Raw genomic sequence first — 25793 nt, 5'->3', positions numbered from 1 at the left:
AGGGTTCCCCGCGCGGGGTCAGGCGACGGTGACGCCGCCGTCGGCGGAGTCGGTGGACAACGTCAGGTCCTGCCAGGCGTCGAAGTCGTCCTGGACGCGCTGGCGTCCGGCGGCGACCAGGCGCAGCGCGTCCGAGCCGAGCAGCAGGTGCACCGGCGGGTTTTCCTCGTCCAGCAGGGAGAGGATCGCGTCGCCCGCCCGGTCGGGGTCGCCGATGCCCTGACCGGCCAGTGCCTGGCGGCGGGTCCGGATCGGGTCGAACAGGGCGTCGTAGTCGGCGATGCGGCGCGGCGCGCGGACGAGCGACCGGCCCGCCCAGTCGGTTTTGAACGCGCCCGGAGCCACCGCGGTGACCCGCACGCCGAACTGCTTGACCTCCTGGGCGAGGGTGTCGGTGATGCCCTCCAGCGCGTGTTTGCTGCCCTCGTAGAACGCGAGCCCGGGGAACGTGGTGTGCCCGCCCATCGAGGTGATGACGAAGATCTGGCCGTCGCGCCGTTCGCGCAGGGCGGGCAGGACCGCCTTGATCGTGGCGACCGTGCCGAAGACGTTGACCTCGAACTGGCGGCGCAGGTCTTCCATCGACGACTCTTCGAAGGTGCCTTCGAGCCCGTAGCCGGCGTTGGCCACGAGCACGTCGATCTGGCCGAGTTCCTCCTCGACGGCCCGCACCGCGGGCTCGATCCGGTCGGCGTCGGTCAGGTCGAGAACGAAGGCACGGGCGCGTTCGGGATCCAGCGCCACGAAATCGGCGGCGTGTGCTTCGGTGCGCACGGTGCCCGCGACGTGGTGCCCGGCGGCGAGGGCGCGGCGGGCGATGGCGCGGCCGAGGCCGGTGCTGACGCCGGTGATCAGGAATTTCTTGCTCACTGCGGAAGGTCCTTTCGGGGAAATCGGGCAGGACGGCATGGACCCCGCGGGTACGGCGGGGCCCGAGGCACAAGGGAAGATCAGGACTCGGCGGCGGGCGCCGGTTCACGGCCCCAGCTGGCCAGCAGCCGCAACCGTTCCTGCGAAGGCGAACCGGCCGGTGCGCTGTAGACGACCATCGACTGGCCCGGATCGGCGACCGCGGAGAAGACCTCGTACTGCAGTTCCAGATCGCCGACGACCGGATGGCGCAGGCGTTTCAGGCCGGTGCTGCGTTCCTGGACGCGGTGTTCCGACCACCACGCCGGGAACTCGGGCGAACGCATCATCAGCTCGCCGATCAGGTTGGCGATGTGCTGATTCCGCGGCTGCGCGGCGGCGGCCATCCGCAGCCCGTGCACGTAGTCGCGGGCGACGCGTTCCCAATCCCGCCACACGAGGCGGGCTCCCGGGTCCAGCAGCGTCCAGCGCGCCATGCTGCGTTCCCGCCGCGGCAGCCGCGCCACGTCGGGAAACAGCAAGGCCCACAACGCGTTCCCGCCGACGACCGTGAGGTTCCGGTCGCTGACGAACGCCGACGCCAGCTCCATCGAGTCCAGCACCTGCCGAAGCGCCGGGCGCAGCCGGGACGCGTGCTCGGCCCGGTCGAGACGTTCAGCGGTGGCGCCCGCGAGAGCGAACAGATGCCGCCGCTCGATGTCGTCGAAGCGCAGCGCGTCGGACAGGGCGGCCAGCACCTGCTCGGACGGCTGCCGGGCCCGGCCTTGTTCCAGCCGGGTGTAGTACTCGGTGCTCACCCCGGCCAGCTGCGCGACCTCGCCGCGCCGCAAGCCGGAAACCCGCCGTCCGCCGCCGGATCCGGCCGGAAGACCGAGGTCCTCCGGCGTCAGCCCGGCGCGGCGAGCCCGCAGGAAATCGCCGAGGTCGTTCTTGCCCATGCCTCGAGTCTGCCTTCCGCGCAGTCGATCACCAAGGCGGTAGCTGGCCCTGTCAGTACTACCCGCCGGGCCGGGCGAGGATCACCGCGCGGGCGGCGAGATGCAGGGCCAGCCGTTCGTCCGGGCGCGACAGGTCGACGTGCAGCAGCTGCTCGATCCGGCCGATCCGCGCGGCGACGGTGTTCCGGTGGATCCCCAGCACAGTCGCGGTTTCGGCGAGGGAGGACTCGGCGTCGAGGTACGCCGCGAGCGTGCGGATCAGGTCTCCGGGCGCCGGGACCAGCGGGGCGAGCAACGCGCGCGCGGCCGGTTCGAAGGTGTCGGTGCGGGTCCATTCCAGGAGCAGCTGCGCCATGCCGAGTTGGTCCACGTGCAGGAAATGCCCGGTCTCCGGGCGGGTCGCGGCGAGGCGGGCGGCGTCGGCGGCTTCGGCGACTGTCGCGGTGAGACCGTCGGCGTGCGGGCGGCCGACGCCGAGGTGGGCGTCGAGCGTGCGGCGCAGGTTGCGGTGCACGGCGCGCAGCCGCGCGGACAGCGCCCGCACCCGTTCCGCGGTCGGTTCCTGTTCGAAGGTGACCCAGCCGGTCCAGCCCTCGCCGTGTTCGACGGTGACCGCGTCGATCGACTCCGCCCGCAGCGCGCGCACTACTTCCTGCGTGCGGGAAACGGTGTCGACGTCGGCGGGGACGCCGATGCGCAGGCCGACGTGCCAGCCGCCGAGCCGCCAGCCCGCGTCGGCGGCGCGGCGGCGCAGGTCGGCGCCGGGTTCGGTGTCTTGGCGCAGCAGATCGCCCAGCAGGGCGGACCGGGAACGGGCGTCGCGCTCCAGTTCGAGGCGGTGGGCCAGCAGCCAGCGCTGCACGGCGCCGGCGGCGACGGCCAGCGTCGCGGCGACGACGTCCGCGCGCGCGGCTTTCGCGCCGGTCAGCTCGGCGGCCAGCCAGACCGACGGCTGCGGCAGCACCGCGGGATGCGCGAGCAGGACACCGTCCGGGAGGGCGACGCGTTGCGGGACCGGCTCGTGCACCCGCACGCGGGCGGCCTCGGCGAGTTCTCCGGCGAGCACCTCGCCGCGGTCGTCGAGGACGGCGACGGGAGCGTCCAGCAGCCGCCGCAGCACGGTCACGATTTCCTCCGGCGGACGCAGCCGCTCCCCCAGCGCGCGGTGCGCGGCGAGCACCGCGTCGGCGCGGTCGAGGTCGGGGGCGGCCAGCGCGAGGCGGGCGTCCACGAGCAGGTCGAGCGGATCGGCGGACGTGACGAGCAGCGGCACCGACAGCCGTTCGGCCAGAAGCCGGGACGCGGCGAGCGGTTCGGCTCCGGGAAGCAGAACCCCGGCGGCTCGGGCGTCCGCGCACCGGCGCAGGAGGGCGTCGATCTGCCAGTCGGAGCCCAGCGGACGGACGATCGCCACGAGTTCGCCGGCGGCGGGCGTGCCGGAGGCGTCCAGCGCGGCGGTGACTGTCCGAAGTGGACGGTCCAAACCGGACTCTCCGGAGCACACGCGGACCGGGCCGGCCCACGAGGGCAACGCGAGCAGCTGGCGGAGGATCACTGGGCGGCCACCGGATCGCAGTCGATTCCGTACGCGCGCGGTTCCAGCAGCGGACGGCGGCGCGGGTCGGTCCAGAACGGGGACGCGGCGAGGCAGACGACGTCCACCTCCACTCCGGCGCGGATCGCGTCGCACTGCAGCGGGACGCCGGTGCGGCGGTCGAGCACCGACAGCACGTCCGGAGTGGAGGCCACCGGCAAGCCGTCCCGCAGCGCCAGCAGGTACTCGTTCTCCATTTCCAGCCGCAGCAACGCGCCGTCGCGGTGGTCGGCCAGGGTCGCCGAACCGCGGCCGAACCCGGGATGTCCGTGCTGTCCGGGGCCGACGTGCCGCGACACCTCCAGCACCCGGCCGCGGGCGAGGACCCGGCCGTCGAGGGCGGTTTCCAGCGCGGCGAGGTCCGGGCTCTCCCCCGCGGCGAGCACCCGGGCGCCGAGGGCGAGCGCCTCGCCGGTCGTGCCGAGGACCGCGTGCCCGGCCAGTTCGCCGGCCGGGATCGGGGCCAGCGCGATCGCCGCCCAGCCGCCGGAGCTGGCCAGGAACGCGCGGATCCCGCTCTCGACCACCGGGGCGGCCGCCGCGGCGAGCACCACCACCCGGCCGCCGGGTTCGGCCATCGCCGCCGGGGCGACCCCGCGGCCGGTCGCGGCGACCGAGAGCTGGTCGAGCCGCGGCAGCCCGCGCCCGGACAGGTCGGCGTCCACGCAGGGCAGCCCCAGTTCCTGGGCGACGACCAGCGGAAGCAGGCCGTTGAGACCGCCGATCTCGATGGTCATCAGCGCCTGCGCGCGCTGCCCGGTCCAGCGTTCGATCGCCGCGATCGCCGAGGCGAATTCGTCGCCGCTCGGCAGCTTCTCGGCGAACGCGGCGGTCGCGCCGACGATGCCGACCGGAACGACCAGCGTGTCCGGCGGCAGCTCGGCGGCCGGGTGCACGACGGGTTCGCCGCCGGATTCGGTCAGCCGCCGCAGCAGCACCGCCGCGGTGACGGTGTCCCCGCCCCCGCCGGACCCGAGCAGCGCGACGCCGCGTTCGAGAGCCGGCACGTCCGCGGCGGTGATGCGCATGGCTGGTCAGCGTATCAGCGGAAGCTGTAGCCGCCGTCCGGATACAGCGTCGAGCCGGTGGTGTAAGTGCTGGTGAACAGGTACAGCACGGCATCGGCCACTTCGGACTCCCGGCCGACGCGGTGCAGCAGCGTGTCCGCGCGGTACTGCGCGAAACTCGCCTCCCGCGCGGCGGCCGGGCGCCCGGCCCACAGGTTCCCGTCGATCGTGCCCGGCGACACGACGTTCACCCGGACCGGGGCGAGTTCCACCGCGAGCCCGCGGCCGAGCCCCTCGATCGCCGCGTTGCACGCGATGTACGCCGGGGCCGCGGCGGGCGGGCGCACGCTCGCCACGCCGGACATCAGCACCACCGACGCGTCGTCCGACAGCTTCGGCGCGGCGTGCTTCACCGCGTGGTACTGGCCCCAGAACTTCGTGACGAACGGGCTTTCCGCCTCCGCGTCGCTCAGGTCCCGCATCGGGCCGACGGTGTAGGACGCGGCGGGCGTGAACAGGTGGTCGACCCGCTCCAGCGCGCCGAAGAACTCGGCCAGCGACGCCTGGTCGGTGGTGTCGACCGCCTGCCAGGTCGCGGTCGGGCCCAGTTCCGCCGCGGCGGCCCGGAGCTTGTCGCCGGTCCGGCCGCCGAGGTGGACGAGCGCGCCCGCCGCGGTCGCGCGCCGGGCCACCTCCAGCCCGATCCCGGAACCGCCGCCGAGGATCACGACCACCCGGCCGTCAAGCGAATTCACGAAGCCACCTCCACGGGAACGAACTCGTGCGCCAGCCCGAAGGCCGCCGGGCCGAACGTGGCCAGCGCTTCCGGCGTGCGCATCAGCGGCGGCGTCGAAATCCCCACCACAGTGACGCGCTGGCCGTAGCGCAGCGTCTCGGTGGTGATCGGTTCGGCGGATTCCGCCTCCAGCACGCAGATCAGGTCGGGCACGAGGCAACGGACCTCGTCGTCGACGAGCGCCACCAGGTTTTCGTTCTGGAACAGGATTTCCAGCTTGTGCTCGCCGTCGAACGACACCACCGCGGCGCGGCCCCGGGCGAACCCTTCTTCGGTCCGTCGTTCCACATCGGACACTTTGCCGCGGAACAACACCCGCAAATGCGAGTACAACGTGTCGCTGAGCGCGGTCGCCAACGCATCGACGGGGTCGGCATTCTCTTCGCGGGCAAGGCGAATCGCCCGGCCGACCCGCAACGCCAGCGAGAGCGTCCGCGGCACCGCCGTGCGTTTCACGTCCGCGCCGCTCATCGAATACTCGGCGATGTGCGCGACCCCGCCGAGCCGGATGGTGATCCCGCGCGCGAGCCATTCCATCCGGCGGTTGTCGGCCCCGGTGTCGATCAGTGTGGTCTCGCCGCGCTCTCCGGCAATGCCCATCGGGGAACCCGGGACGCCGTACACGCCGAACGTTTCCATCTGCAGTTCCGGGAACGCCCGGCCCATGCCGTCGGCGTCGACCACCGGCAGCCCGAGCCGCGCGCCGACGACCAGCGGGATCATCGAGTTGATCCCGCCGCATTCGATCGGCATCGTCGCATCGGCCTTCGCGCCGAGGTGTTTTTCCAGCGCCCGCAAGGCAAGTTCCGGTTCGGCGCCGTTGGGGAGCTTCTCGTGCACGACGGTCGGCGCGCCCATTTGCGCGGTCGGGATGACGAGGGCGTCGTCGTCCAGCTCGTCCGGATCGAGCACGGTGACGGGTCCGTGCTCGCGGATCGCCTCGCGCACCAGCAGCCGCCCGACGTACGGGTCGCCGCCGCCCCCGGTGCCGAGGACGGCCGCGCCGCGGGCGAGGTCTTCGAGGTGGTCTTCGGTCAGGGTCCAGCTCATCCGGCGACCCCGATCGGATCGAGGTCGTATCCGAAGTACCGCGGGCCGGCCAGCGCGATGCCTTCCGGAGTGTGCCAGCGCGGGTCCGCCGGGGCCGCGAGCACCGCGACCCGCTGGCCGTAGCGCAGGCCCTCGGTGGTGACGGCTTCGCCGGACTCGCGGTCGAGCGTGCAGATGAGGTCCGGCACCGAAGCGCACACCTCGCCGTCCACCTCCGCCACCAGGTGCTCGTTCTGGAACCGCAGCAGCATCTCCTTCCCCGCGTCACCGTCCATTCCGGACAGTCGCGCCTCGCCGCGGGCGAACCCGGTGACGGTGCGGCGGGCGACGTCCACGACCTTGCCGCTGAACAGCGTCCGGCCGCGCAGCCGCTCCACCACGCGATCCACCGGGTTCTCGTGCTCGTCGCGGGCTTGGCGCACCAGTGCGCCGAGTTCCGCGCACAGGGTCAGCGTGCCGGGCACCATCGACTCGCGGGCCTGCGCGCCGGACATCGCGTAGTTGCTGATCATCGCCGAGCAGCCCATGTCGATGGTCGCCGACCGGGCCAGCCGCTCGGCCCAGTGATTGTCCACAGTGTCCAGTACGCCGCGGTTGCCCTTCTCGTCCGCGATGGACATCGGGGTCGCGCGGATTCCGTACAGGGTCGGCAAAACCATCTGCAGTTCCGGGAACGCGCGGCCCATGCCGTCCGCGTCCACCAGCGGCAGCCCGAGCTGCGCCGCCGCGACGACCGGGATCAGCGAGTTCACGCCGCCCGCCTCGGCGCAGGCGATGTGCGTGAGTTCCTTGCCCAGGTAGGTGGCCAGCGTCCGGGCGGCGAGCCCGACCTGTTCGGCGGACGGCAGCTTCTCCACCATCACCGTCGGCGCGCCCATCATCGCGACCGGCAGCACCACGGCGTCGTCGTCCAAATCGGACAGCGACACCAGCGGGACGGAACCGTGCTCGCGGACCGCGGCATGCGCCAGCAGCCGGCCGATGTACGGGTCTCCCCCGCCGCCGGTGCCGAGGATCGCCGCGCCGCGCGCGATGTCGTCCAAGTCGTGCGCAGTGATCTCAGCCATCGTTTTCACGCCCCCAGCTGCAGGTCGCCGACCGCCTTGACCCGGATCCGGGTGGCGTTGCCGGGCAGGTACGGGATCGGCACCTCGTCGAAGTCGACGATGCCGACGGACGCCGGGCTCGCCCCGGCGGCCACCGCGCGGTCGACCGCCTCCTGCTTCGCCTCGTCCACCACGGCCTCGCGGCGGCCCGGCTCGATCACGTACACCCGGTCGACCTCGCCGCCGATCTGCGCGATCGCCGCGCCGATCGCGTTGGCCACCGCGTAGTGGTCCGGGCGGCGGACCTCGCCGGACCCGGCCAGCTCGTCCGGCAGCAGCACCGAACCGCCGCCGACCGCGACCACCGGAAGCGGCTCGGACGACGTGCGCATCCGGTCCACGACGTCGGAAACGTCCGCCGCGATCCGGTCCAGCGCGGCCTTCACGAAGTCCCGGCCGAGGTGCGCGACCAGCGCCGGGTCGCCGATCTCGGCCCGCCCGGCGGCGACCGCGATGTCGGTGGCGGTCAAGGTGTCTCCGCCGAACACGAGCGCCTTCGAGGTCAGCTCGTAGCCGACGGAATCCGGTCCGACGGTCACGCCGGCCGCGTCGCCGCGGACCCGGCTGCCGCCGCCGATGCCGATCGAAAGGACGTCCGGCATCCGGAAGTTCGTGCGGATCCCGGCCACGCTCACGTCCGTGGTCGCCTCGCGCGGGAAACCCTGCCGCAGCACGCCGACGTCGCTCGTGGTGCCGCCGACGTCGACCACCGCGCAGGTGTCCAAACCGGACAGCACCGCCGCGCCGCGCATCGAGTTCGTCGGACCGGACGCGAAGGTCGCCACCGGGTAGCGGCGGGCGAAGTCGACGTCCATCAGCGTGCCGTCGTTCTGGCTCAGGTACAGCGGCGCGGTGATGCCCGCGCCGGTGACCGACGCGGCCAGCCCGTCCACGATGTGCGCCGCCAGCTCGCGCAGCGCGGCGTTGATGACGGTCGCGTTTTCCCGCTCCAGCAAGCCGATCCGGCCGATTTCGTGGGACAGCGAGATCGCGACGTCCGGCAGCTGCGCGGAGAGGATCTCCGCCGCCCGCGCCTCGAACTCCGCGTTCACCGGCGAGAACACCGACGTGATCGCGACGCTGCGCACCCCGGCCGCGCCCATGTCGTCGGCGGCCTTCCGCAGTTCGCTCTCGTCCAGTTCGGCGATGTGCCGTCCGTCGAACTCGTGGCCGCCGTGCACCAGGTAGCTGCGCCCGGACACCGCGTCGACCAGCCGCTGCGGCCAGTCGACCATCGGCGGCAGCGACGCGCCCGCCGGCAGGCTGAGCCGCACCGCGGCGGTCGGGGCCAGCCGGTGCGCCTCGACGAGCGCGTTGATGAAGTGCGTGGTGCCGATCATCACCGCCCGCACCGCGGCCGGGTCGAACGCGCGCTGCCGCTGCAGCCCGTCGATCGCGGCGACGATGCCCGAGGTGACGTCCTCGGTGGTGCTGGTCTTGACCGAGGCGAGCACCTCGCGGCCGTCCAGCAGGACCGCGTCGGTGTTGGTGCCGCCGACGTCGATGCCGATGCGCACGGGATTTTCCTTTCGGTTCGGGGAATCAGGCGGCCGGGGCCGGTTCGGCGTCCGCGGTGGCGCTCTTGCCGACCCCGCGGACCAGGCCGAGCTTCCCGGCGGCCACGTACAGAACGAAAGCGACGACGAGCGAGTTGATGCTGGGCAGGCCCCAGTCGACGAACTCGCCGAACAGCGCGGCGGCGATCCAGACGACGATCGTCGCGGGCACCCACACCGGGGCGGCGGTGGGCACCGCGCCCCGCGCCCGGGCCTCCTCCAGCTCGCCGCGCCACTGCTTCACCACGAAGTACTCGGCGACCATGATCCCGGCGACGGGCGGGAAGGCGACCCCGAGCACGGTCAGGAAATCGGTGAACTTCGAGAGGATCCCGGCCGCGGCGAGCACGCTGCCCACCACGCCGAGCACGGCGGTGACCAGGCCGCGGTGCGCCCGTTTCCCGGAGACGGTGCCGATGAAGTTCACGACGCCGAGCCCGGACGAGTACAGGTTCCAGTCGTTGATCTTCATCGTGCCCGCGATGACGATCAGCAGCCCGACCCAGCCGACCGACGACGTGACGATCGCGGTGATCTGCGCCGTGCCGACCGCGTGCGCGAGCAGCACGCCGGCCAGGCCGATCACGTACTCGCCGAGGGTGACGCCGACGAGCGTCTGCTTGACGACGTCGCCGGTGGTGCGGTTGAACCGGGTCATGTCCGGCGTGATCACCGCGCCGACGATGAACCCGCCCGCGACCAGCGTGGTGCCCTGCAGCAGGGACAGCGGCGGGCCCGGCGGCGCGGACGCCACGAGCGCGCCGAGGTCGTGCCGGGTCAGCTCGGACACCACCGACCAGCCGACCAGGATCAGGAACGCGGGCACCATCAGGTAGGCCGTCCACGCCATCGAGTGGAAGCCGCGCACCACGATCGCGGTCACCACCAGTCCGAACACGAGCGCCCATCCCCATTCCGGCAGTCCGCCGACCAGCGCGGCGAGCCCTTGCGCGGACACCGCGGACTGGATGCCGAACCAGCCGATCAGGCTGATCCCGATGGCCAGCCCGATGAGCGCGGAGCCGCCGCGGCCGAAGCCGGTCCAGCGCGCGATCATCGAGGTGGTCAGGCCCTCGCGGACGCCGATGACGCCGACGAGAATGGTGATCAGTTCGAGGATGACCGAGCCGAGCGTGAACGCCAGCACGGCGTTGCCGAAGCTCATCCCGAAGCCGATCGTCGCGCCGAGGAGGAACTGCGACAGCGCGGAAACCTGGCCGAACCGCTGCACGGCGACCGACCACCACGAGTAACGGGCGGAATCGGGCACCCTGGTCAGCGCGTAATCGTCGACACCGACAGCCGAGGCCATGGCGACTCCTCATCCAGGAGGGGAACGGGTTCCCAGCACCGTAAGCAGCGGCTTCGGCGAGGTCACCGTGCGATCTGCACAACCGGACAGACCCGGCTGTGCGAGTCGCACCTTCAGCCGACCAAGGCGTGGACAGCCTCGTACGCGAATGCCGCCGCGCCGACGCCCGCCGCGACGCTGACCACCACGTTCGCCGCCGCGGCGAAGTACGCCCGGCGCTCGGCCAGCCGGACGGTTTCGTAGCTGAAGGTGCTGTACGTCGTCAACGCACCGCAGAAGCCGGTGCCGAGCAGTGTGTAGACCGCCGCGGGCAGCGCGGTCCCGGCGCCGGCGAGCCCGCCGAGCAGGACGCAGCCGAGCAGGTTGACGGTGAACGTGCCCCACGGGAACAGGCTCTGGTGCCTGGATTGGACGGCCCTGTCGGTCAGGTACCGCATCGGCGCTCCGACCGCGGCGCCGAGGAAAACGAGGAGCACGGTCATCAGACAGCCGCCTTCGCCGGGACCAGCTTGCGGGTGAGCGCGTGTCCCAGCAGGACGGCGAGCAGCGCGGCGGCGAGCGTTCCGCCGAGGTAGGCGAAGGCGAGCGGCACGGTGTCCGGCTGGAGCAGGTTGCGCGCTTCGACCGCGTACGTGGAGAAAGTGGTGAAGCCGCCGAGGATGCCGACGCCGAGGAACGGCCGCACCAGGCGGTGCGCCGACCAGGCCTCGGTGACCAGCACCATCAGCACGCCGATGAGGAAGCAGCCTCCGACGTTCGTCCAGAAGGTCGCCCACGGGAAGCCGCCGCTTTCGGTGGGCAGGGCCTGCGCGAGGCCGTAGCGGGCGAGCGCGCCGAGCCCGCCGCCGAGCGCGATCACGCCGAGCACCGACCCGCGGTGGCGGACGAGTTCGCGTTGCTGCGCGGGATCCCGGAGGTCGACGTCCGGGTCGAGAGGTTCTTCGGGCACAGTCTTCTCCTACTCCACGGGCTGGGTCGCCGTTCGAGCAGGGACTGTCGGCGGCCAAGACCGCGGTTGTCCGGGCGATGCCCGGAGCGGCGAGCCCCACCGCCGCGCGCATGCGAGCCTACTCGATCAGTTTCCCGCCTCCCGCAACGCGGTCAGCGCCGGACCGAACATAGTGGACTTGATCGCGCCGAGCGTGCCGCGGTCCTTGCCCGCCAGCGGAGCGACTCGTTCCGCGGCCTCCGTCCGCAGGTCTTCCAGCGCGGCGGTCGCGTCGACCAGGCCGAGCGCTTTCGCTTGCGGACCGCCGAACCTGCTCCCCGTGGTCATCGACGCGACCGCGGCGGCCGGGGTGAGCTTCGCCTGGACGAGTGCGGCCATGCCCGGGGTGAACGGGAGGTTGAGGTCGGCCTCGGGGAAGCAGAAGTAGCCCCGGTCCTCGCGCATGACGCGGAAATCGTGGGCCATCGCGAGCATCGCGCCGCCGCCGAAAGCGTGCCCGTTGACCGCGGCGATCGTCGGGACCGGCAGTGCGAGCACCCGAGCGAAGAGTTCGTGGATGCTCGTAACGTACTTGCCCGCTTCTTCGGGATGACTGGTGAGCCAGTCGAGGTCGAGGCCGTTGGAGTAGTACTTGCCGCTGCCGATCGTGACGAGCGCGGCGGGTTCCTTGCCCGCGGTGACCGTGTCGAGGTGCGTGTGGACTTCTTCCAGCCATGGTGGCGCGAAACGGTTTTCGTCCGCGCCGAAGTCGAGCACGTGGACCGGGCCGGTGGCGGAGAGGGTGGGCATGTCAGTCCTTTCTGGACTTTTTCGGCGGTTCGAGGGCGAGGATCGCGCGGACGGCCGCGGCCAGCCGTTCCCGGCTCGCCGCGGTGGCGGGCCCGGTGGCGAGTTCGCGGCGGAGCAGGGCGGTCGGAAGGTCCACGACGCAGGCGGTGATCACCTCGACGGCCGCTCCGTCGCCGCGGTTCCAGAGCTGCCGGGCGAGCCGGACGAGGAGGCGGACCAGGCGTTTGTCCAAGGCGTGCAAGGCTTCCGCGAGTTCTTCGGGCAGCTGAGGGCCCAGCACGCGTTTGGCCGGAATGGCGATCATCATCCGCGCGGCGTCCGGACGGGCATCGGCGACCACCGCCGGGGTGTCGGCCGCCGCGACCACCGCTTCGACCGGGTTCGGCGCTTCGTCGACGAGCCGCTCTTGTTCGTCGAGGAAGAAAGTGGCGGCACGGAGCCAGGTCTGGCCGATCAGCGCGGGAAGGTTGCCGAAGGCGTGGTAGATCGTGCTGTTCGGGACGCCCGCTTCCTGGGCGAGCTTCCGGACGGTGAGCGCCTCGGGGCCGGTGTCGGCGATCAGGCGCTCGGCGACGTCGAGGATCAGCTCGGGGTCGTGGATCCGGGGGCGGGGCATGGTCCGGATAGTAATGGAGCGGATGCTCCAAAACTAGGGCGGAGTGATGCGCGGCTCAGGGGTCGCGAGCGCGACCCCCGCGCTGGACAGCTCTCCGCCGACGAGACGGGGGCGCGCGTCAGTCCGCGACGTACAGACAATCCCGCCCGTCGCGAGCGGTCGCGTCCGGGTCGTCCAGCCAGCGGCCGCCGTCGGCCAGGTAGCGGAAGCGCAGCCGCGCGCCGGGCGGGACCTCCACCGCGGCCGAGCGCGTGCCGTTCGAGCGTTTGCGGAGTTCGTGGCGGCCCGGCTGCCAGTCGTTGAAGTCGCCGACCACGCTCACCGGGCCGGGCGGGGTGTCGAGCGGCAGGACGAACGTCACCCGGCGGGCCCCGGAGCCGGAGGCCCGGCTGGTCTTGATCACGGCGGTTTCCCTTTCCCGTTCCGGCGGATCGGACGTGCTGGATCGTTTCACGACCGGCGCCGGAAACCCGGACGCGGCCGGTGCCGCGTCCGGGTGAAAACCGGGGTCAGGTGGTGGAAACGTCGTCCAGCTGCTCGGCCGCCGGGCGCACCGGGAACAGGTCGCCGCCGGGCGGGACGGGGACGCGGCCGACCGCGGCGCGGGCCTTCCAGTCGCCCGCGTCCGCCGCGGCGTGCACGCTGTCGAGGGCGGCGTACTGGATGAAATGGATGTCCGGCAACGGCCAGGGCGCGGCGCCGGTGGCCGCCGGGAGCAGGTGGTCGACGGCGGCGAAAATGCTGCCGCCCTGAGGATTCCGGTACGACCACAGGTCGACGCCCAGGTGCTTGCCCAACTGCGCGAGGCGAGTCAGCGCGACCAGGTTGAACGTGTGGTAGTGGTACGTCCGCGTGCGGGTGGACTCCTCGGGCTGGCCGCCGTCCGCGGCGATCTGGTGGTCGATCCGGGCCTTGCCGGAGTCGCGGACGATCCGCCGGGCGAGGTCGCGCTGCCCGACGTAGCTGGCGGTCGCGGCGGTGAGCAGGTCGTAGAAGGTGCCGTGGTTGTTGGCCGCCTTGGCCTCGTCGGTGCCGTTCTTGCTGGTGCGCAGCCAGGTCAGGAAGTCGGCCGACCAGCCGCGGAACGCCTTGCCGTCGGCCTTCGTCCAGCCGGGCGCGCCCGCGTCGAGGATCCGGGCGGCGTCGAGGACCTGGGTGAAGGTGTAGGAGAACTCGATGATGCCGATCCCGCGCCCGTCGGTCTTGCACGGGATGCCCTGCGCGAAGTTCAGGTTCGGGTTCATTTTCGTTGCCGCGTCGAGGAACCAGGTGCGCAGGTCGAGCGCGGCGCGCTGGGCGTATTCGGCCTTGCCGGTGTAGAACCAGGCGAGCGAAAGCTGGTAGATCGAGTTGAACGCGACGAGCCGTTCGGCCTTGTCCGGCACGTTCTTCATCTCGGGGTTGACCTGGCCGTCGCGGTCGACGTACGGGCAGCCCTGCGGGTTCTCCGGCGTTTTCGGCTGGCTGGGCCAGTAGTACGGGGCGAGGCTCAGGTAGTCGTGCTTGTCGCCGCTCGGCGGGACGCGCTCCTTGTCGACGACCGTCCACGGGCCCTTGGTCAGCGCGTCGTCGGCCTGCTTCAGCAGATTCGACAGCGACGCGCGCAGGGTCGGGTTCCCGGCCATCAGGCCGATCTTGTTGCCTGCCAGGCGAACGCCGTCGAGCACCACGGTGTCCGGCACGCAGACGAACGAGCACGAAGAAGGCGCGGGCGCGGCGGTCGCCGCTCCGGCAGTGGTCGCGAGCAGGCCCGCGACCGTCGCGAGAACCGCCGCGAGACGACGCGGACGGGAAGACCGGGAAGGAGGCAGCACCGCAACTCCGTTCAAGAATATGAATACTCCACAGATATGTGAACTGAGATTGAATAACCGAACGCGGGCGGTCGCGTCAAGAGGGCGTCACGCGCGGCGGCCGCGCCGGACCGGGTTCCGGAGGGTGCCGATCCCCTCGATCATGATGGTGACCTCGTCGTCCGCCTCGAGCGTGACGTCCGGGCCGGGAACGGCGGATGTACCGGTGGCCAGGACGGCGCCGCGCGGGAAAACGTCGCCGCGGTAGAGCCAGCCGACCAGCTCCGCGAGCCGCCGACGCAGCCGCGAGGTGGACGTCTCCCCCGCCCAGAGCAGTTCTCCGGCGCGGTGGATCGTCACGGTGATGCCGAGCGCGTACGGGTCCGGGATCTCGTGCGCGGGCACGATCCACGGCCCGGCCGCGCAAGAACCGCGGTACGTCTTGGCCTGCGGCAGGTACAGCGGGTTCTCGCCTTCGATGCTGCGCGAACTCACGTCGTTGACGATCGTGTACCCGACGATCTCGCCGTTCGCGTTGCACACCAGCGCCAATTCGGGTTCCGGAACGTCCCAGGAGGAATCCTCGCGCACGCCGATCGGCTCGCCCGGCCCGCGCACGCGGTGCCCGATGCTCTTGAAGAACAGCTCCGGCCGCTCCGCCTCGTACACCCGCGCGTAGACGTCGGCGTCGCCGCTCTCCTCCATCCGGGCCTCGCGCGACACCGCGTAGGTGACTCCGGCTGCCCACACCTCGGTGTCGTCGTCGACCGGCGCTCGTGGCTCGACCGGTTCGCCCGGGGTCAGCTCGATCGCCAGCGCCTCGGCGAAGTCGTCGGCGGGCAGGGACAGCAGGGAGCCGAGCGTGATGCCGGTCGGGAGCGCGCCGGCGGATTCGCCGTCGGTGACCTGCCAGCCGGCGGCGGTCTTCACGAGGCGGCGCATCAGTGCGAATCCCTCGGCACGGCGGAACCGCGGGCGCCGTGCAGGAAATCGAAGTCCGCGCCGAGGTGCGCCTGGGTGACGTGCTCGCGGTAGAGCCAGGCGTATCCGCTGCGGTACGGGCTTTCCGGCGGGGTCCACGCCGCGCGGCGGGCGGCGAGTTCGTCGTCGGGAACGTGCAGGGTCAGCCGGCGCGCGGGGGTGTCGAGCGTGATCCGGTCGCCGGTGCGGACGAGCGCGAGCGGGCCGCCGACCGCCGATTCCGGGCTCACGTGCAGCACGACCGTGCCGTAGCCGGTGCCGGACATCCGGCCGTCGCAGATCCGCACCACGTCGGCGATCCCCTGCTCGAGCAGCTTCTTCGGCACCGGGACGTTCGCCACCTCCGGCATGCCCGGGTAGCCCTTCGGTCCCGCGCCGCGGATGACGAGGACCGTGTCAGGGGTGACCGGCAGGTCCGGGTCGTCGGCGACGCGGTGGTAGTCCTCCGCGGTGTCGAACACGAGCGCCGGACCGGTGTGCGCGAGCAGCTCCGGCGACGCGGCCGACTGCTTCAGCACCGCGCCGTCCGGGGCGAGATTCCCGGTGAGCACAGCGGTTCCGGTGCCGGGCGGCTGGAACGGCGCCTCGACCGTGGTGATCACGTCGTCGTTCCAGCACTTCGCGGGTTCTCTCGGCTTGCCGGCGACCGTACGGACGTCGGTGCGCAGAAGCCCGGCTTCGGCGAGCCTGGTCAGCACGACGGGAATGCCTCCCGCGTAGCAGAAGTCCTCCATCAGGAACCGGCCCGAGGGCATCAGGTTCACCAACGTGGGGACAGCTCGGCCCAGCTCGTCGAAGTCGTTCATCGCGAGCGGGACGCCGACGCGCCCGGCCAGCGCGAGAAGGTGCACGATCGCGTTGGTGGACCCGCCGATCGCGGCGTTGACGCGGATCGCGTTCTCGAACGCCGCGCGGGTGAGGATCGCCGACGGCTTCAGGTCTTCCTTCACCAGCGCGACAATCCGCTGACCGGCGGCCTGCGCGGTCTCGAAGCGCCGTGCGTCGACCGCCGGCCAGGTCGCCGAACCGGGCAGCTGCATGCCGAGCGCTTCGGCGAGACAGGCCATCGTCGAGGCGGTGCCCATCGTCATGCAGTGGCCGTTCGAGCGGGCCATGCAGCCTTCGGCGAAGAAGCATTCCTCCTCGGTCATCCGGCCGGCTTTGACGTCTTCCTCGAACTTCCAGACGTGCGTGCCCGAGCCGACGTCGCCGCCGCGGAACTTGCCGTTGAGCATCGGGCCGCCGGTGACCATCACCGCGGGCAGGTCGGCGCTCGCCGCGCCCATCAGCATCGCCGGGGTCGTCTTGTCGCAGCCGGAGAGGAGGACGACGCCGTCGAGCGGGTTGGCGCGGATCAGCTCCTCGACCTCCATCGCCATCAGGTTGCGGTAGAGCATCGCGGTGGGGCGCATGAGCGTCTCGCCGGTCGCCATCGTGGGAAACGCGAGCGGGAAGCCGCCCGCCTGCCAGACGCCGCGTTTGACCGCTTCGGCGACGCGGTCGAGGTGGACGTTGCACGGGGCCAGCTCGGACGCGCTCACCGCGATCCCGATCACCGGACGGCCGTCGAACACCTCCGGGCCGAAGCCCTGGGACCGCATCCACGACCGGTGGATCATCCCCGCCCGGCCGGACGCCCCGAACCACGCCGCGCTGCGCACCCGCCGACTCCCTTCTCCGGATCCTCCTCGATACCCGATCGGGCGGATCCTGGCAATCGGCTGAGAAATCCGGTGAACCGGACACTTCGCGCGGGCGCCGGACGTTGGGAGGGTGAGAACGCTGCCGGAGACGCGAGGTGTGCGATGAGCCTGATCGGGACCCTGGTCGGGTACGTCCTGACCGTGTTCGTCGTGGTGCTGGTGGTGCGGATGGTCCTGGACTGGACCCGCCTCGCGGCGACCGGGCCCGCCTGGCTCGGGCAGGTGCGCCGGATCAGCCACCGCGCGACCGAGCCGGTGCTCGCCCCGGTGCGCCGGGTGCTGCCGCCGATCCGGGCCGGCGGGGTGGGATTCGACGTGGCGTTCACGGTGGTGTTCGTCGCGGCGCTGGTGGTGCGGTCGGTCGCATTCGCGTTGTGAGGGCGGCCGGGTGCCGGTGAGACGGCGTCGTGAGCGGGTGGTTGGCTGCCGTCTCGCCGCTGCTGGGCGTGGTCGTGCTGCCGACGGCGCCGGGGCGGCCGTGAGCGGGTGGTTTGTCGTGACAGCCGTGGTCCGGGTTTAGCTGTGGGACCGGGCGCCGCGTCGCTGCCAGCGGTCGGAGACGTTGTCGTCGGCGTGGTGATCGGTCAGGCCAGCCTCAATCACCAGGTCAGGTTCCGGCCGCGGTTGAGCAAGTTCTTCCCGCGTCCGCGCCCGCCCCCGCGAGCCGGTGAGGTTTGCTGGCGGGGCAGCTGTGCCCGGTGCTGAGTGCCAGCCGGGTTGCCGCTCGCGGCCGGGGTGGGGGTTGCCCACGAGCCGCGAGCCGGTGAAACGTGCTGCCGCAGTCGCCCTGCCCGCCGCTGAGCGTCAGCCGGGTTTGCCGCGACGGCCATGGCCGGGGTGGGGGTTGCCCACGAGCCGCGAGCCGGTGAAACGTGCTGCCGCAATCGTCCTGCCCGCCGCGAACGTCAGCCGGGTTTGCCGCTGGCGACCGGGGCGGGTTCGTCGTCGGGGCGGCGGCGGGCGGTCCAGGAGTCGTAGGCGCGCATGAGGAAACGGTGCGCGGGGCGTTCGACCAGCCGGGTGAGCGCCCAGCCCAGGAGGACGCCGGCGGCGATCATCCCGGCGGTCTGCAGGAGCGGGTCGGCGCCGAGGCCGGACAGCCAGTGCAGCACGAGGTAGCCGATTGCCTGGTGGATCAGGAAAACGCCGTAGGAGACGCCGGCGAACCAGGTGATCGCGCGCTGGGCGAACGCCGGGAGGAAGCGGTTCCAGTCCGGGCCGGCCGCGGCGAGCGAGATCACCGCGATCCCGGCCGCGATGCCGAGCGTCGAACCCCATTCGACCTTGATGCCGCCCGGCGTGACGGCCGCGCCGTGCAGGGCGTGCGCGGCGACGCAGAGGACCTCCAGCAGGACGAATTCCGCCGTGGAAACGCGTTTTGTCGTCCAGAGCCGGACCGCGATGCCCGCGACGAACAGGTGCCAGCGATGGAACCCGAACCCGTCCACGACGACGCGGTACCACTCGGGCGGCCCGGCGATGCGCAGCGGCCACTGCGCGAGCGGAACGAGCAGGGCAGTCCACATCACGACGCGGAACTTGCGGCCGTGGCCCCAGCTGCCGCGGTAGAGCAGCGCGGCGACGGTGAACGCCATGAGCTGGAGGGGAATCGTCCAGTGGGAGCCGTCGAGGAAGGGGAAGTCGGCGGGTTTCCAGTTCCAGAGCATCAGGAGGTTGCCGGCGAGGTCGCCGAAGCGCGGGCTGAACCAGCCGGGCGGCGACAGGTACCGCAGCGCGAAGTAGATCGCCACGACCGCGGCGAGGAACGGCGGCAGCAGCCGCGCGATCCGCCCCCACCAGTACCGGCCGAGCGGCCCGCGCCCGATCGTGACGGCGGCGAAGTACGCGGAAATCACCAGCAGCAGGCTCGCCCCGATCTGATGCGGGAACACGAACCGCCGCGGCCCCAGCTCGGGATGCACGACGACGCTCATGAAGGTCGCGTGGTACAGCAGCACCAGCACGACGCACCCACCGCGCACGAGGTCCCAGCTGATCCGCCGGTTCCCCGAAGACACGCTGACCGGACGGAACGAGGACACGCGCGCCACCGTAACTGGTGACGTCCGCGCGACGGGGAGGGACCCTCGGGCGTGTCGGCAGGGGCATTTCCGGTACAGGGCGCGGGTTCGCGGCCTCGGGATGGAGAAAACCCGTGGTGGCAGACGGGTTTCCGCCGGACCGGTTGGTCGACGGTCGCCGGGCAGGTGTTGCCGCGCGGCACTGCCGGATTCCGGTGAGCGAGAGGTTTTAGGTTGGGGCAAGCGGGATTCACCCGTTGGATGTGACGGACGAATGCTTGCTTGGTGCTGCTACGCGGACGAGAGGCAGCGGTTTGCGGCGCAGCTGAATCGGTCTTGCAGGCACGTTTTGCCGCCGACGCTGGGACGCTCGTCCGGGGTTGCGCACAGGTTCGCGATTCTGCGGAAAACCGTTCGTGGACGGACTACGGGGTCGGCTGCGCGCCGTGCCTCGCAGTAACGGCCGATGCGCTGCAGCGAGCTGAGCGCTCAAGCTGGTCGGGCAGCTGCGTCGGCATTCGAGGAGCGTGCGATGGCCTCGTGGAGTGCTAGAGTGAATGAATGGTTCATTCATCGAAGCCGCGTCGGGCGGACCGGACCGAGCAGCAGCGGGAGAACATCCTGCGTGCGGGCCGGGCGGTTTTCGCCCAACGGGGCCCGCGGGCGACGATGGCGGACATCGCCGCGGCGGCGGGTGTGAGCCAGGGGCTGGCGTACCGCTATTTCGCGTCCAAGGAAGAGATCTACCGCCACCTCGCGGACCAGGCCGTGCAGGCGGGGGCGGCGGAACTCGCGGCGGTCCGGGACGTTCCGGCCACGGCGGGCGAGCGGCTGTTCCTGCTGGTGACGAAGATGGTCGAGATGCGCGCGGCGGATCCCGAGACCTTCCGGCTGCTGGACCATGTGCTGCACGGAGCCGCCGACGACCTCCGGGCCTCAGCCCAGGCGCGCCGGGCGGACTTCACCGGCCTGCTGCGAACGCTGATCGTCGAAGGCCAGCGGGACGGCGAGGTCGCCGCCGGGGACCCGGACCAGCTGGCCGCCGCGATCGCCGCGATGCTCGAAGGGCTGGCCAGACTGGCGGCGGACAGCGAGCGGACGGCGTTCCCGGACGCCGAGATCGTGCTTCGGATGCTCCGGCCGCCCGCGACCGCCGACGGGGCGGCGCGATGACCGGCCGCGGCCTCCGGAGAGGCAGCGTGACGGCCGCCCGCAACCTCCAGCGGGGCAGCCTGACGGCCACCCGCAACCTCCAGCGGGGCAGCGTGACGGCCGCCCACGACCACCGGCGGGGTGCGTGATGACCGCCCGCGACCTCCGGCGGGACGGAGTGGTGGCCGAGGGCAGGTCTCCGTTCGGAGTCGTGTGGGGCCAGGTTTACGGCATGGAGCACCGGCTGGCCTCGCACCGGGCGGAGGTGTTCCTGCCCCAGGCCCGCGTTCTGGGCGCGCGGCTGACCAGGCTGTTCCTGTACTGGGGGCAGCTGGAGCCCGCGCCGGGCCAGTACCGCTGGGACGCGCTCGACGCCTATGCCGGCCAGCTCGAACCCGGCGACGAGGCGTGGGTGATGCTGGCCAGCAGCTCTCCGTGGGCGACGCGCACGCCCAGCTCGATCATCCCCTCCTCCCCCGCGACCGACCCGGACAGCTATTACCGCTTCGTGCGCACCGCGGTCGAGCGCTGCCGGGGCCGGGTCCGGTACTGGCAGATGGAGTTCGAGATGAGCGGCCCGTTCTTCTGGGCCGGGACCGCCGCGGAGTACGTCACGCAGCTCGCGGTCTTCCGCCGCGCGGTCAAGGACGCGGACCCCGCGGCGCGGATCGTGCTGGCCGGATTCCTCGACGGCGACTACGAGACCTCCGCCCCCGAACAGGACCGGGCCGCGTTCAGCGACCACCTCCTGCGCGCCGGCGCGGACCTGTTCGACCTCCTGGACCTGCACCTCTACCACGACGCCGAGACGATCCCGGCAACAATCCAGCGATTCCGCAACGCCATGCGGACGCACGGCTGCGAGCGCCCGATCTTCGTCGGCGAGTGCAACGGCCCCGGCTTCACCCAGTTCCCCGAGAACGCCGAGGTGATGCCGGACGTGCTGCGCGCGATGCACAGCCTGGCCGCCTCCGTCCAGGCCGCCGACCCCGCCGAACAGGCGCGCCACACCGAAGACGAGCATGCGACGATGCGCGCGCTGTACGCCCGGATGGCCGAATTGCCGCCGCAGACGCAGATGTTCATGGAAGGCTGCCCGGCCGAGCTAGAGCGCAAACGACACCGCGTCAACTGCCGCGAACTCGTCATGCGTGCCGTGCTCGCTCTGGCCAACGGCGTCGAGCGGGTGTGTTGCTTCGCGCTCGCGCCCGACGTGGCAGGCAAACCCGACCACGTCCTCAACCTGCTGTTCGGCAAGTACAACCTGATGGGCTACGCGGACGGCGCACTGACCGAGCGATACCCGTCCGCGGACGCCTTTCAACACCTGGCGGCTCGCCTGGACGGGGTGCGGGAGGTGCGCCGCCGCGACCTCCCCGGACACCCCGAGGCACGCGTGTTCGACGTGGACCGCGCCCCCGGCCCGCCACTGACCATCGCCTGGGAGCGACGGGACGCCTTCACCGGAGAGGATGCGCCTTCTACGCGGATCAGCTGGCCATGGCCGTACGGGGAAGCCCACGCGGTGGACGTGTTCGGCGCGACCGTGCCCGCCTCCGTTTCGGACGGGACCCTGCGCCTCCCGCTGTCGAACACGCCCGTCTACGTCCAGCCCGGCCCGGCGCGGTCCTGAACACGCGGACGTGCGGCGGACCGGATGTCCGGGCGAAGCCTCGGCTGGATCGGGCGGGCGATCGCCCGGTCTCCGCGCTCGGCTGACCGACGCCGGGTCGCGATCCCACGCTGGCACCGCGACCCGCACTGCATCGTCGGGCTACGCCCAAACCGCCGCATCGATTCGCTCGCCCAGCGACGGACGCCGAGCCATGATCCCGCACTGGCATCGCGACGCGCACCGCTGCACCTGATGCCACCCAAACCACCGCGCCGGATCGCTCCCCGGTGACGGGCACCGGGGAGGGACCCCGCAACAGCGCCGCGACCGCAGAGTTGCGCCCGAGCCGCTGCGCCGGGGTCCCTCGCTCAGCGACGGACCCCGGGACACGATGCCGCGCTAGCACCGCGCGACTCCTCGCTGCATTGTCCGGCTCCGAAGCCAGACTTCCCGGCTCCCGGCGACCAGCGACAAGCGACAAGCGACAAGCGACAAGCGACGGTCTCACTCGCCAGCTTTGAAGGACACCTCCTTCGTGGCCACCGTTCCCGCCGTGCGGCCGGGGGCCGTTTGGTGGTTCCAGTACAGGTTCGTGTGCGCGATGACCTGCTCCGGCGGCGGCGCGCCCCAGTTGGTGAGGTCTTCGGTCGTGTGGGCGTCGCCCACCAAGGTCGCGTCGTAGCCTCGGGCGAAGGCTCCGTGCAGGGTGGAGCGGATGCAGGCGTCCGTCTGGGCTCCGCTCACCACCAGGTGTCCTACGCCCAGCCCGGCGAGCACCGATTCCAGGGTGGTGTCTTCGAAGGAGTCGCCGTACTCCTTCTCCACCAGGGGTTCGGCGGGCGCGGGCTTCAGCTCCGGGACCAGCTCCCATTCGGGGCTGCCCTTCGCCAAGCCGTCGCCGCTGTGCTGGACCCACACGACGGGGACCTCGGCCTCGCGGGCTTTTTCCACCAGCGCGGCCACGTTCGCCACCACGCTGTCGCGCTCGTGCGAGCCCGTGACGACGCCGTTCTGCACGTCGACGACCAGCAGTGCGGTGTTCGGCCGGTCTTTGAGAGTGGTCATCGGTTCTTCCCTCCAGTCAGGTACCGCTCACGCTAGCGCCCACCCCCGACAAAAACCGGCGAAGTCATTCCGGGCGGAGGGCATCGTGCGGGGAGGACGGGCCGAACTCCGTCTCGAAGCGGGACAGCAGGCGGGACAGGAGCGCGTTCAAGCTCGCCAAGTCGTCCTCGTTCAGCACGGACCTGAACAGGGCCTGCTCGCGTTCGGTGCGTTTCCGGGTCGCGGCGGCCCAGCGGGCGCGGCCTTTGCGGGTGAGGCGGATGGGGCGGCTTCGGCCGTCCGAGGAGGCGGCGACGCGTTCCACCAGGCCGGCGCGCTCCAGGCGGTCGATCCGGACCGTGACGGTTCCGGAGGTGACGCCCAGGCGGTCGCCCAGTTCCTTCGGCGTGAGGACGGCGGCGCGGCCGGAGCGGTGGAGAGCCGACAGGGCCTGCCAATCCCCTGTGCTGAAGCCGTATTCCGCCGCGACGTCGCGCAGCACCTGTTCGAACTGCCGCGACAGCCGTCCGATTCGCTGCCGGGCCGCTTCCACTCGCTCGTCCACGCCGTCCGGCATCACCGCCAGCCATTCGGGCAGGCCCGCTCCCGTCGAGTCCAACTGGACACTCCCTCGATGCTCAAGGTAGTTTGGTTTGAGTATCAAGCTACCTGCTCCTGGGGAGGTCCGCGTGTCCGGACGCGTCTGGTTCATCACCGGAGCGAGCAGCGGGTTCGGCCGCGTGCTCGCGCACACTGTGCTGGCGCGCGGGGAGAAAGTCGTGGCCACGGCTCGCGACCCTCGTGCGCTCCAAGACTTGAAGACGGTCACTGCCCGGCTGGACGTCACCGATCCGGCATCGGTGGAAACGGCGGTGAACGCGGCGATCGGCGCGTACGGGCGGATCGACGTGCTGGTCAACAACGCCGGGCACGGGCTGGTCGGAGCGCTCGAGGAACTCACCGACGCGCAGGCGCGGCAGGTGCTCGAGACCAATGTGTTCGGTGTCCTGAACGTCACGCGTGCGGTGCTGCCGCATCTGCGGGCGCAGCGCAGCGGGCACATCGTGCAGTTGTCGTCGGTGGGCGGAGTCGTCGGGAACCCGGGGCACGCGCTGTACGCGACGTCGAAGTTCGCGCTGGAGGGGATGTCCGAGGCGCTCGCCGGGGAGGTCGCGCCGCTGGGGATCCGGGTGAGCCTGGTGGAACCGGGGCCGTTCCGGACGGACTTCGCCGGGCGGTCGATGACGTTCTCCGAGCCCATCGCCGACTACGCGAACACCCCGGCGGGCCGGATGCGCCGGCAGTTTTCCGCGCAGGACGGCGCGCAGCCGAACGATCCGGTCAAGGCCGCCGAGGCCATTCTCAAGCTGGTCGACACTCCGGACGCGCCGCTGCGGCTGCCGCTCGGGCCGGAGGCGGTGACGCGGATCCGGGCGAAGCTCGAGCAGCAGCTCGCCGATCTCGCGGCGTGGGAGGAAGTTTCGCTGGACACGCGTTATCCGGACGACTGAACCGCGCAGCCGTCCGGATGAACCCGCGTCAGCCCACCGGGCCTTCGGCAGGGACGACTGTGACGTTCTGCTGCTGACCGGTCTGGTCGAGCACAGTCACCGTCACCTTGTCGCCGGGGTGGTGCTGGTCCATCAGAGTGGTCAGCGCGGTGGGCGAATCGACTGCTTTGCCGTCCACCGCGGTGATCACGTCGCCCGCGGCCAAGCCGGCCTGTGCGGCCGCGCCGTCCGGGACGACCTGCTGGATCACCGCGCCCGAAACGGTCCCGCCCTGCTGCGGCCCGGCCGCGCTGACGGTGACGCCGAGGAAGGCGCTCTTTCCAATGTGGACAGTGTCGGACCCGGCGCCGCCGACGATCTGGTGCGCGATCGAGATCGCCTGGTTGATCGGGATCGCGTAGCCCTCGTGGCCGCTGGACTCCGGGGAGCTTGGCGAGGTGTCGCCGAGCCCGCCGTGCCCGCGCCGTCCGCCGCCGTCGAACTGGTACCCGGCCGACGCCGCGGTGTCCACGCCGACGACCTGGCCCCGCGCGTTCACGAGCGGGCCGCCGGAATCGCCGGACTGGATGTTCGCGTCCACCTGGATCAGGCCAGTGAGTTTCTCGGACGAGTTGTTCGATTCGTCCGACGCGGTGATCGACTGGTTCAGCGCGGTCACCCGGCCGCCCGCCGGGACGGGCGCTCCCCCGGCGCCGCCGGCGTTGCCCAGCCCGACGACCGCGTCCCCGACCTTCACCGCCGACGAATCGCCGAGCGTCTCCGTCGCCAGCCCGGACGCGCCCTCCAGCTTGAGCACCGCGACGTCGTGGCTGCGGTCGTAGCCGAGCACGGAGGCGGAATACGTCCGGCCGTCGCCGATGTCGGTGGCCTTGACGCTGGTCGCGCCTTCGACGACGTGGTTGTTCGTGAGCACCTCGCCGTCGGGGGTGAGCACGATGCCGGTGCCCGCCGCGGCCGCGCCCTGGTAGCCCAGTTCGGTGGTGATGTTGACGATGCCCGCGCTGACCTTCTTCGCGATCGCCTGCGGGTCGATCGCGGTGTTCGACGGGTCGGTCTGGTTGCCGATCGAGCCGAAGTCCTGGTTCCCGGAGACGGCGGGCGGCGCGGACGGCGTCCACACGAAGTGCCCTACCCCGAGCCCGACGGCGAGCGACAACGCGATCGCGCCGACCGCGAGAGCCGCGGCCCGCAACGGACGGCGTCGCCGCGGTGCCGCGAACTGCTGGGTCGGGTGAAGCTGAGGACCGTACGCACCGGGCGGCGGAGTGCCCCAGTGCCCCCAGTCCTGCTGGTACGGCTGCCCCGCACCCGGAGAACGCGGATGTCCGCCAAAGCTGGGCTGTCCCTGCTCGTGCGCGCCGCGCTCCTGCTCGTCCATGCTCCGCTCCCG

Annotated in this window: 25 protein-coding genes; 4 read left to right on the top strand and 21 right to left on the bottom strand. The window is 71.7% G+C overall.

Annotation, left to right across the window (positions count from 1 at the left end; genetic code table 11):
- Window positions 1-18: 18 nt before the first annotated feature.
- The 17 genes from F9C11_RS25335 to F9C11_RS25255 all read right to left on the bottom strand — a co-directional run bounded on the left by F9C11_RS25335 (window position 19) and on the right by F9C11_RS25255 (window position 17018).
- Window positions 19-870: an oxidoreductase gene (locus tag F9C11_RS25335; RefSeq protein WP_409179847.1), complete on the bottom strand. Its 852-nt coding sequence runs from the start codon at window positions 868-870 to the stop codon at window positions 19-21.
- An 80-nt stretch (window positions 871-950) separates the two neighbouring features.
- Entirely contained in the window at window positions 951-1808 is an 858-nt protein-coding gene (locus F9C11_RS25330; RefSeq protein ID WP_409179846.1) for a helix-turn-helix transcriptional regulator, read from the bottom strand.
- 58 nt (window positions 1809-1866) lie between these two features.
- Window positions 1867-3363 (bottom strand): PucR family transcriptional regulator, encoded by a 1497-nt coding sequence (locus tag F9C11_RS25325; RefSeq protein ID WP_409179845.1) that lies wholly within the window; start codon window positions 3361-3363, stop codon window positions 1867-1869.
- Window positions 3360-4430 carry a DUF917 domain-containing protein gene (locus tag F9C11_RS25320; RefSeq protein ID WP_409179844.1) on the bottom strand — a complete coding sequence of 357 codons (1071 nt, stop codon included), beginning with the start codon at window positions 4428-4430 and terminating at the stop codon, window positions 3360-3362. The genes F9C11_RS25325 and F9C11_RS25320 overlap by 4 nt, the downstream gene beginning before the upstream one ends.
- 14 nt (window positions 4431-4444) lie before the next feature.
- The gene (locus F9C11_RS25315; RefSeq protein WP_409179843.1) at window positions 4445-5164 is read right to left on the bottom strand and encodes an SDR family oxidoreductase; all 720 of its coding nucleotides are present in this window, start codon (window positions 5162-5164) and stop codon (window positions 4445-4447) included.
- A complete protein-coding gene (locus F9C11_RS25310) occupies window positions 5161-6255 on the bottom strand; it encodes a DUF917 domain-containing protein (RefSeq protein WP_409179842.1) in 1095 nt (364 codons plus the stop codon). The genes F9C11_RS25315 and F9C11_RS25310 overlap by 4 nt, the downstream gene beginning before the upstream one ends.
- Window positions 6252-7322 (bottom strand): DUF917 domain-containing protein, encoded by a 1071-nt coding sequence (locus F9C11_RS25305; RefSeq protein ID WP_409179841.1) that lies wholly within the window; start codon window positions 7320-7322, stop codon window positions 6252-6254. The genes F9C11_RS25310 and F9C11_RS25305 overlap by 4 nt, the downstream gene beginning before the upstream one ends.
- Window positions 7323-7327: 5 nt before the next feature.
- Window positions 7328-8878, bottom strand: coding sequence for a hydantoinase/oxoprolinase N-terminal domain-containing protein (locus F9C11_RS25300; protein WP_409179840.1), 1551 nt, complete (start codon window positions 8876-8878; stop codon window positions 7328-7330).
- A 25-nt stretch (window positions 8879-8903) separates the two neighbouring features.
- The gene (locus F9C11_RS25295; RefSeq protein ID WP_409179839.1) at window positions 8904-10229 is read right to left on the bottom strand and encodes a purine-cytosine permease family protein; all 1326 of its coding nucleotides are present in this window, start codon (window positions 10227-10229) and stop codon (window positions 8904-8906) included.
- A gap of 113 nt (window positions 10230-10342) precedes the next feature.
- Window positions 10343-10711, bottom strand: a complete 369-nt coding sequence (gene crcB / locus F9C11_RS25290) for a fluoride efflux transporter CrcB (RefSeq protein WP_409179838.1) — start codon at window positions 10709-10711, stop codon at window positions 10343-10345.
- Window positions 10711-11178 (bottom strand): fluoride efflux transporter FluC, encoded by a 468-nt coding sequence (locus F9C11_RS25285; protein ID WP_409179837.1) that lies wholly within the window; start codon window positions 11176-11178, stop codon window positions 10711-10713. Before F9C11_RS25285 ends, crcB begins: the two co-directional genes overlap by 1 nt.
- A gap of 126 nt (window positions 11179-11304) precedes the next feature.
- Complete coding sequence (locus F9C11_RS25280; protein WP_409179836.1) at window positions 11305-11967, bottom strand: enoyl-CoA hydratase/isomerase family protein; 663 nt, start codon at window positions 11965-11967, stop codon at window positions 11305-11307.
- A 1-nt stretch (window position 11968) separates the two neighbouring features.
- Window positions 11969-12583 (bottom strand): TetR/AcrR family transcriptional regulator, encoded by a 615-nt coding sequence (locus F9C11_RS25275; RefSeq protein ID WP_409179835.1) that lies wholly within the window; start codon window positions 12581-12583, stop codon window positions 11969-11971.
- 118 nt (window positions 12584-12701) lie between these two features.
- Window positions 12702-12986 (bottom strand): isoamylase early set domain-containing protein, encoded by a 285-nt coding sequence (locus F9C11_RS25270; protein WP_409179834.1) that lies wholly within the window; start codon window positions 12984-12986, stop codon window positions 12702-12704.
- Window positions 12987-13092: 106 nt separating this feature from the next.
- Window positions 13093-14397, bottom strand: a complete 1305-nt coding sequence (locus F9C11_RS25265) for an alginate lyase family protein (RefSeq protein WP_409179833.1) — start codon at window positions 14395-14397, stop codon at window positions 13093-13095.
- 87 nt (window positions 14398-14484) lie between these two features.
- Window positions 14485-15318 (bottom strand): fumarylacetoacetate hydrolase family protein, encoded by an 834-nt coding sequence (locus F9C11_RS25260; protein WP_409179832.1) that lies wholly within the window; start codon window positions 15316-15318, stop codon window positions 14485-14487.
- Window positions 15318-17018, bottom strand: a complete 1701-nt coding sequence (locus F9C11_RS25255) for an IlvD/Edd family dehydratase (RefSeq protein ID WP_409179831.1) — start codon at window positions 17016-17018, stop codon at window positions 15318-15320. The genes F9C11_RS25260 and F9C11_RS25255 overlap by 1 nt, the downstream gene beginning before the upstream one ends.
- Before the next feature lie 144 nt (window positions 17019-17162).
- On the opposite strand from F9C11_RS25255, the gene F9C11_RS25250 reads away from it, so the two are divergent.
- Window positions 17163-17438: a YggT family protein gene (locus F9C11_RS25250; protein WP_409179830.1), complete on the top strand. Its 276-nt coding sequence runs from the start codon at window positions 17163-17165 to the stop codon at window positions 17436-17438.
- A 527-nt stretch (window positions 17439-17965) separates the two neighbouring features.
- On the opposite strand, the gene F9C11_RS25245 is transcribed toward F9C11_RS25250, so the two are convergent.
- Window positions 17966-19102, bottom strand: coding sequence for an acyltransferase family protein (locus F9C11_RS25245; protein WP_409179829.1), 1137 nt, complete (start codon window positions 19100-19102; stop codon window positions 17966-17968).
- 540 nt (window positions 19103-19642) lie between these two features.
- Between F9C11_RS25245 and F9C11_RS25240 the strand changes: the two genes are divergently transcribed.
- Window positions 19643-20254, top strand: coding sequence for a TetR/AcrR family transcriptional regulator (locus tag F9C11_RS25240; protein ID WP_409179828.1), 612 nt, complete (start codon window positions 19643-19645; stop codon window positions 20252-20254).
- Window positions 20255-20381: 127 nt separating this feature from the next.
- A complete protein-coding gene (locus tag F9C11_RS25235) occupies window positions 20382-21866 on the top strand; it encodes a hypothetical protein (RefSeq protein ID WP_409179827.1) in 1485 nt (494 codons plus the stop codon).
- A 486-nt stretch (window positions 21867-22352) separates the two neighbouring features.
- On the opposite strand, the gene F9C11_RS25230 is transcribed toward F9C11_RS25235, so the two are convergent.
- A complete protein-coding gene (locus tag F9C11_RS25230) occupies window positions 22353-22913 on the bottom strand; it encodes a cysteine hydrolase family protein (protein ID WP_409179826.1) in 561 nt (186 codons plus the stop codon).
- A gap of 64 nt (window positions 22914-22977) precedes the next feature.
- Entirely contained in the window at window positions 22978-23511 is a 534-nt protein-coding gene (locus tag F9C11_RS25225; RefSeq protein ID WP_409179825.1) for a MarR family winged helix-turn-helix transcriptional regulator, read from the bottom strand.
- Window positions 23512-23581: 70 nt separating this feature from the next.
- Between F9C11_RS25225 and F9C11_RS25220 the strand changes: the two genes are divergently transcribed.
- On the top strand, window positions 23582-24403 hold the full coding sequence (locus tag F9C11_RS25220; protein ID WP_409179824.1) for an oxidoreductase: 822 nt from the start codon (window positions 23582-23584) through the stop codon (window positions 24401-24403).
- A 28-nt stretch (window positions 24404-24431) separates the two neighbouring features.
- Here F9C11_RS25220 and F9C11_RS25215 read toward each other — a convergent pair whose 3' ends face one another.
- Window positions 24432-25781, bottom strand: coding sequence for a S1C family serine protease (locus tag F9C11_RS25215; protein WP_409179823.1), 1350 nt, complete (start codon window positions 25779-25781; stop codon window positions 24432-24434).
- Window positions 25782-25793 lie beyond the last annotated feature (12 nt).

The organism is Amycolatopsis sp. VS8301801F10 (assembly GCF_046195355.1).
In the GTDB taxonomy this organism is placed as follows: Bacteria; Actinomycetota; Actinomycetes; order Mycobacteriales; family Pseudonocardiaceae; genus Amycolatopsis.
The sequence above is the reverse complement of the archived record's forward strand: the minus strand, read 5'-3'. Positions and strand labels throughout refer to the sequence as shown.

What these genes read in the sequence shown, in the direction of transcription:
- F9C11_RS25330 (WP_409179846.1), bottom strand. Translation starts at nt 1,808, where the DNA reads ATGGGCAAGAACGACCTCGGCGATTTCCTGCGGGCTCGCCGCGCCGGG.
- F9C11_RS25320 (WP_409179844.1), bottom strand. Translation starts at nt 4,430, where the DNA reads ATGCGCATCACCGCCGCGGACGTGCCGGCTCTCGAACGCGGCGTCGCG.
- F9C11_RS25310 (WP_409179842.1), bottom strand. Translation starts at nt 6,255, where the DNA reads ATGAGCTGGACCCTGACCGAAGACCACCTCGAAGACCTCGCCCGCGGC.
- F9C11_RS25305 (WP_409179841.1), bottom strand. Translation starts at nt 7,322, where the DNA reads ATGGCTGAGATCACTGCGCACGACTTGGACGACATCGCGCGCGGCGCG.
- F9C11_RS25295 (WP_409179839.1), bottom strand. Translation starts at nt 10,229, where the DNA reads ATGGCCTCGGCTGTCGGTGTCGACGATTACGCGCTGACCAGGGTGCCC.
- crcB (WP_409179838.1), bottom strand. Translation starts at nt 10,711, where the DNA reads ATGACCGTGCTCCTCGTTTTCCTCGGCGCCGCGGTCGGAGCGCCGATG.
- F9C11_RS25280 (WP_409179836.1), bottom strand. Translation starts at nt 11,967, where the DNA reads ATGCCCACCCTCTCCGCCACCGGCCCGGTCCACGTGCTCGACTTCGGC.
- F9C11_RS25275 (WP_409179835.1), bottom strand. Translation starts at nt 12,583, where the DNA reads ATGCCCCGCCCCCGGATCCACGACCCCGAGCTGATCCTCGACGTCGCC.
- F9C11_RS25260 (WP_409179832.1), bottom strand. Translation starts at nt 15,318, where the DNA reads ATGCGCCGCCTCGTGAAGACCGCCGCCGGCTGGCAGGTCACCGACGGC.
- F9C11_RS25250 (WP_409179830.1), top strand. Translation starts at nt 17,163, where the DNA reads ATGAGCCTGATCGGGACCCTGGTCGGGTACGTCCTGACCGTGTTCGTC.
- F9C11_RS25240 (WP_409179828.1), top strand. Translation starts at nt 19,643, where the DNA reads ATGGTTCATTCATCGAAGCCGCGTCGGGCGGACCGGACCGAGCAGCAG.
- F9C11_RS25235 (WP_409179827.1), top strand. Translation starts at nt 20,382, where the DNA reads ATGACCGCCCGCGACCTCCGGCGGGACGGAGTGGTGGCCGAGGGCAGG.
- F9C11_RS25230 (WP_409179826.1), bottom strand. Translation starts at nt 22,913, where the DNA reads ATGACCACTCTCAAAGACCGGCCGAACACCGCACTGCTGGTCGTCGAC.
- F9C11_RS25215 (WP_409179823.1), bottom strand. Translation starts at nt 25,781, where the DNA reads ATGGACGAGCAGGAGCGCGGCGCGCACGAGCAGGGACAGCCCAGCTTT.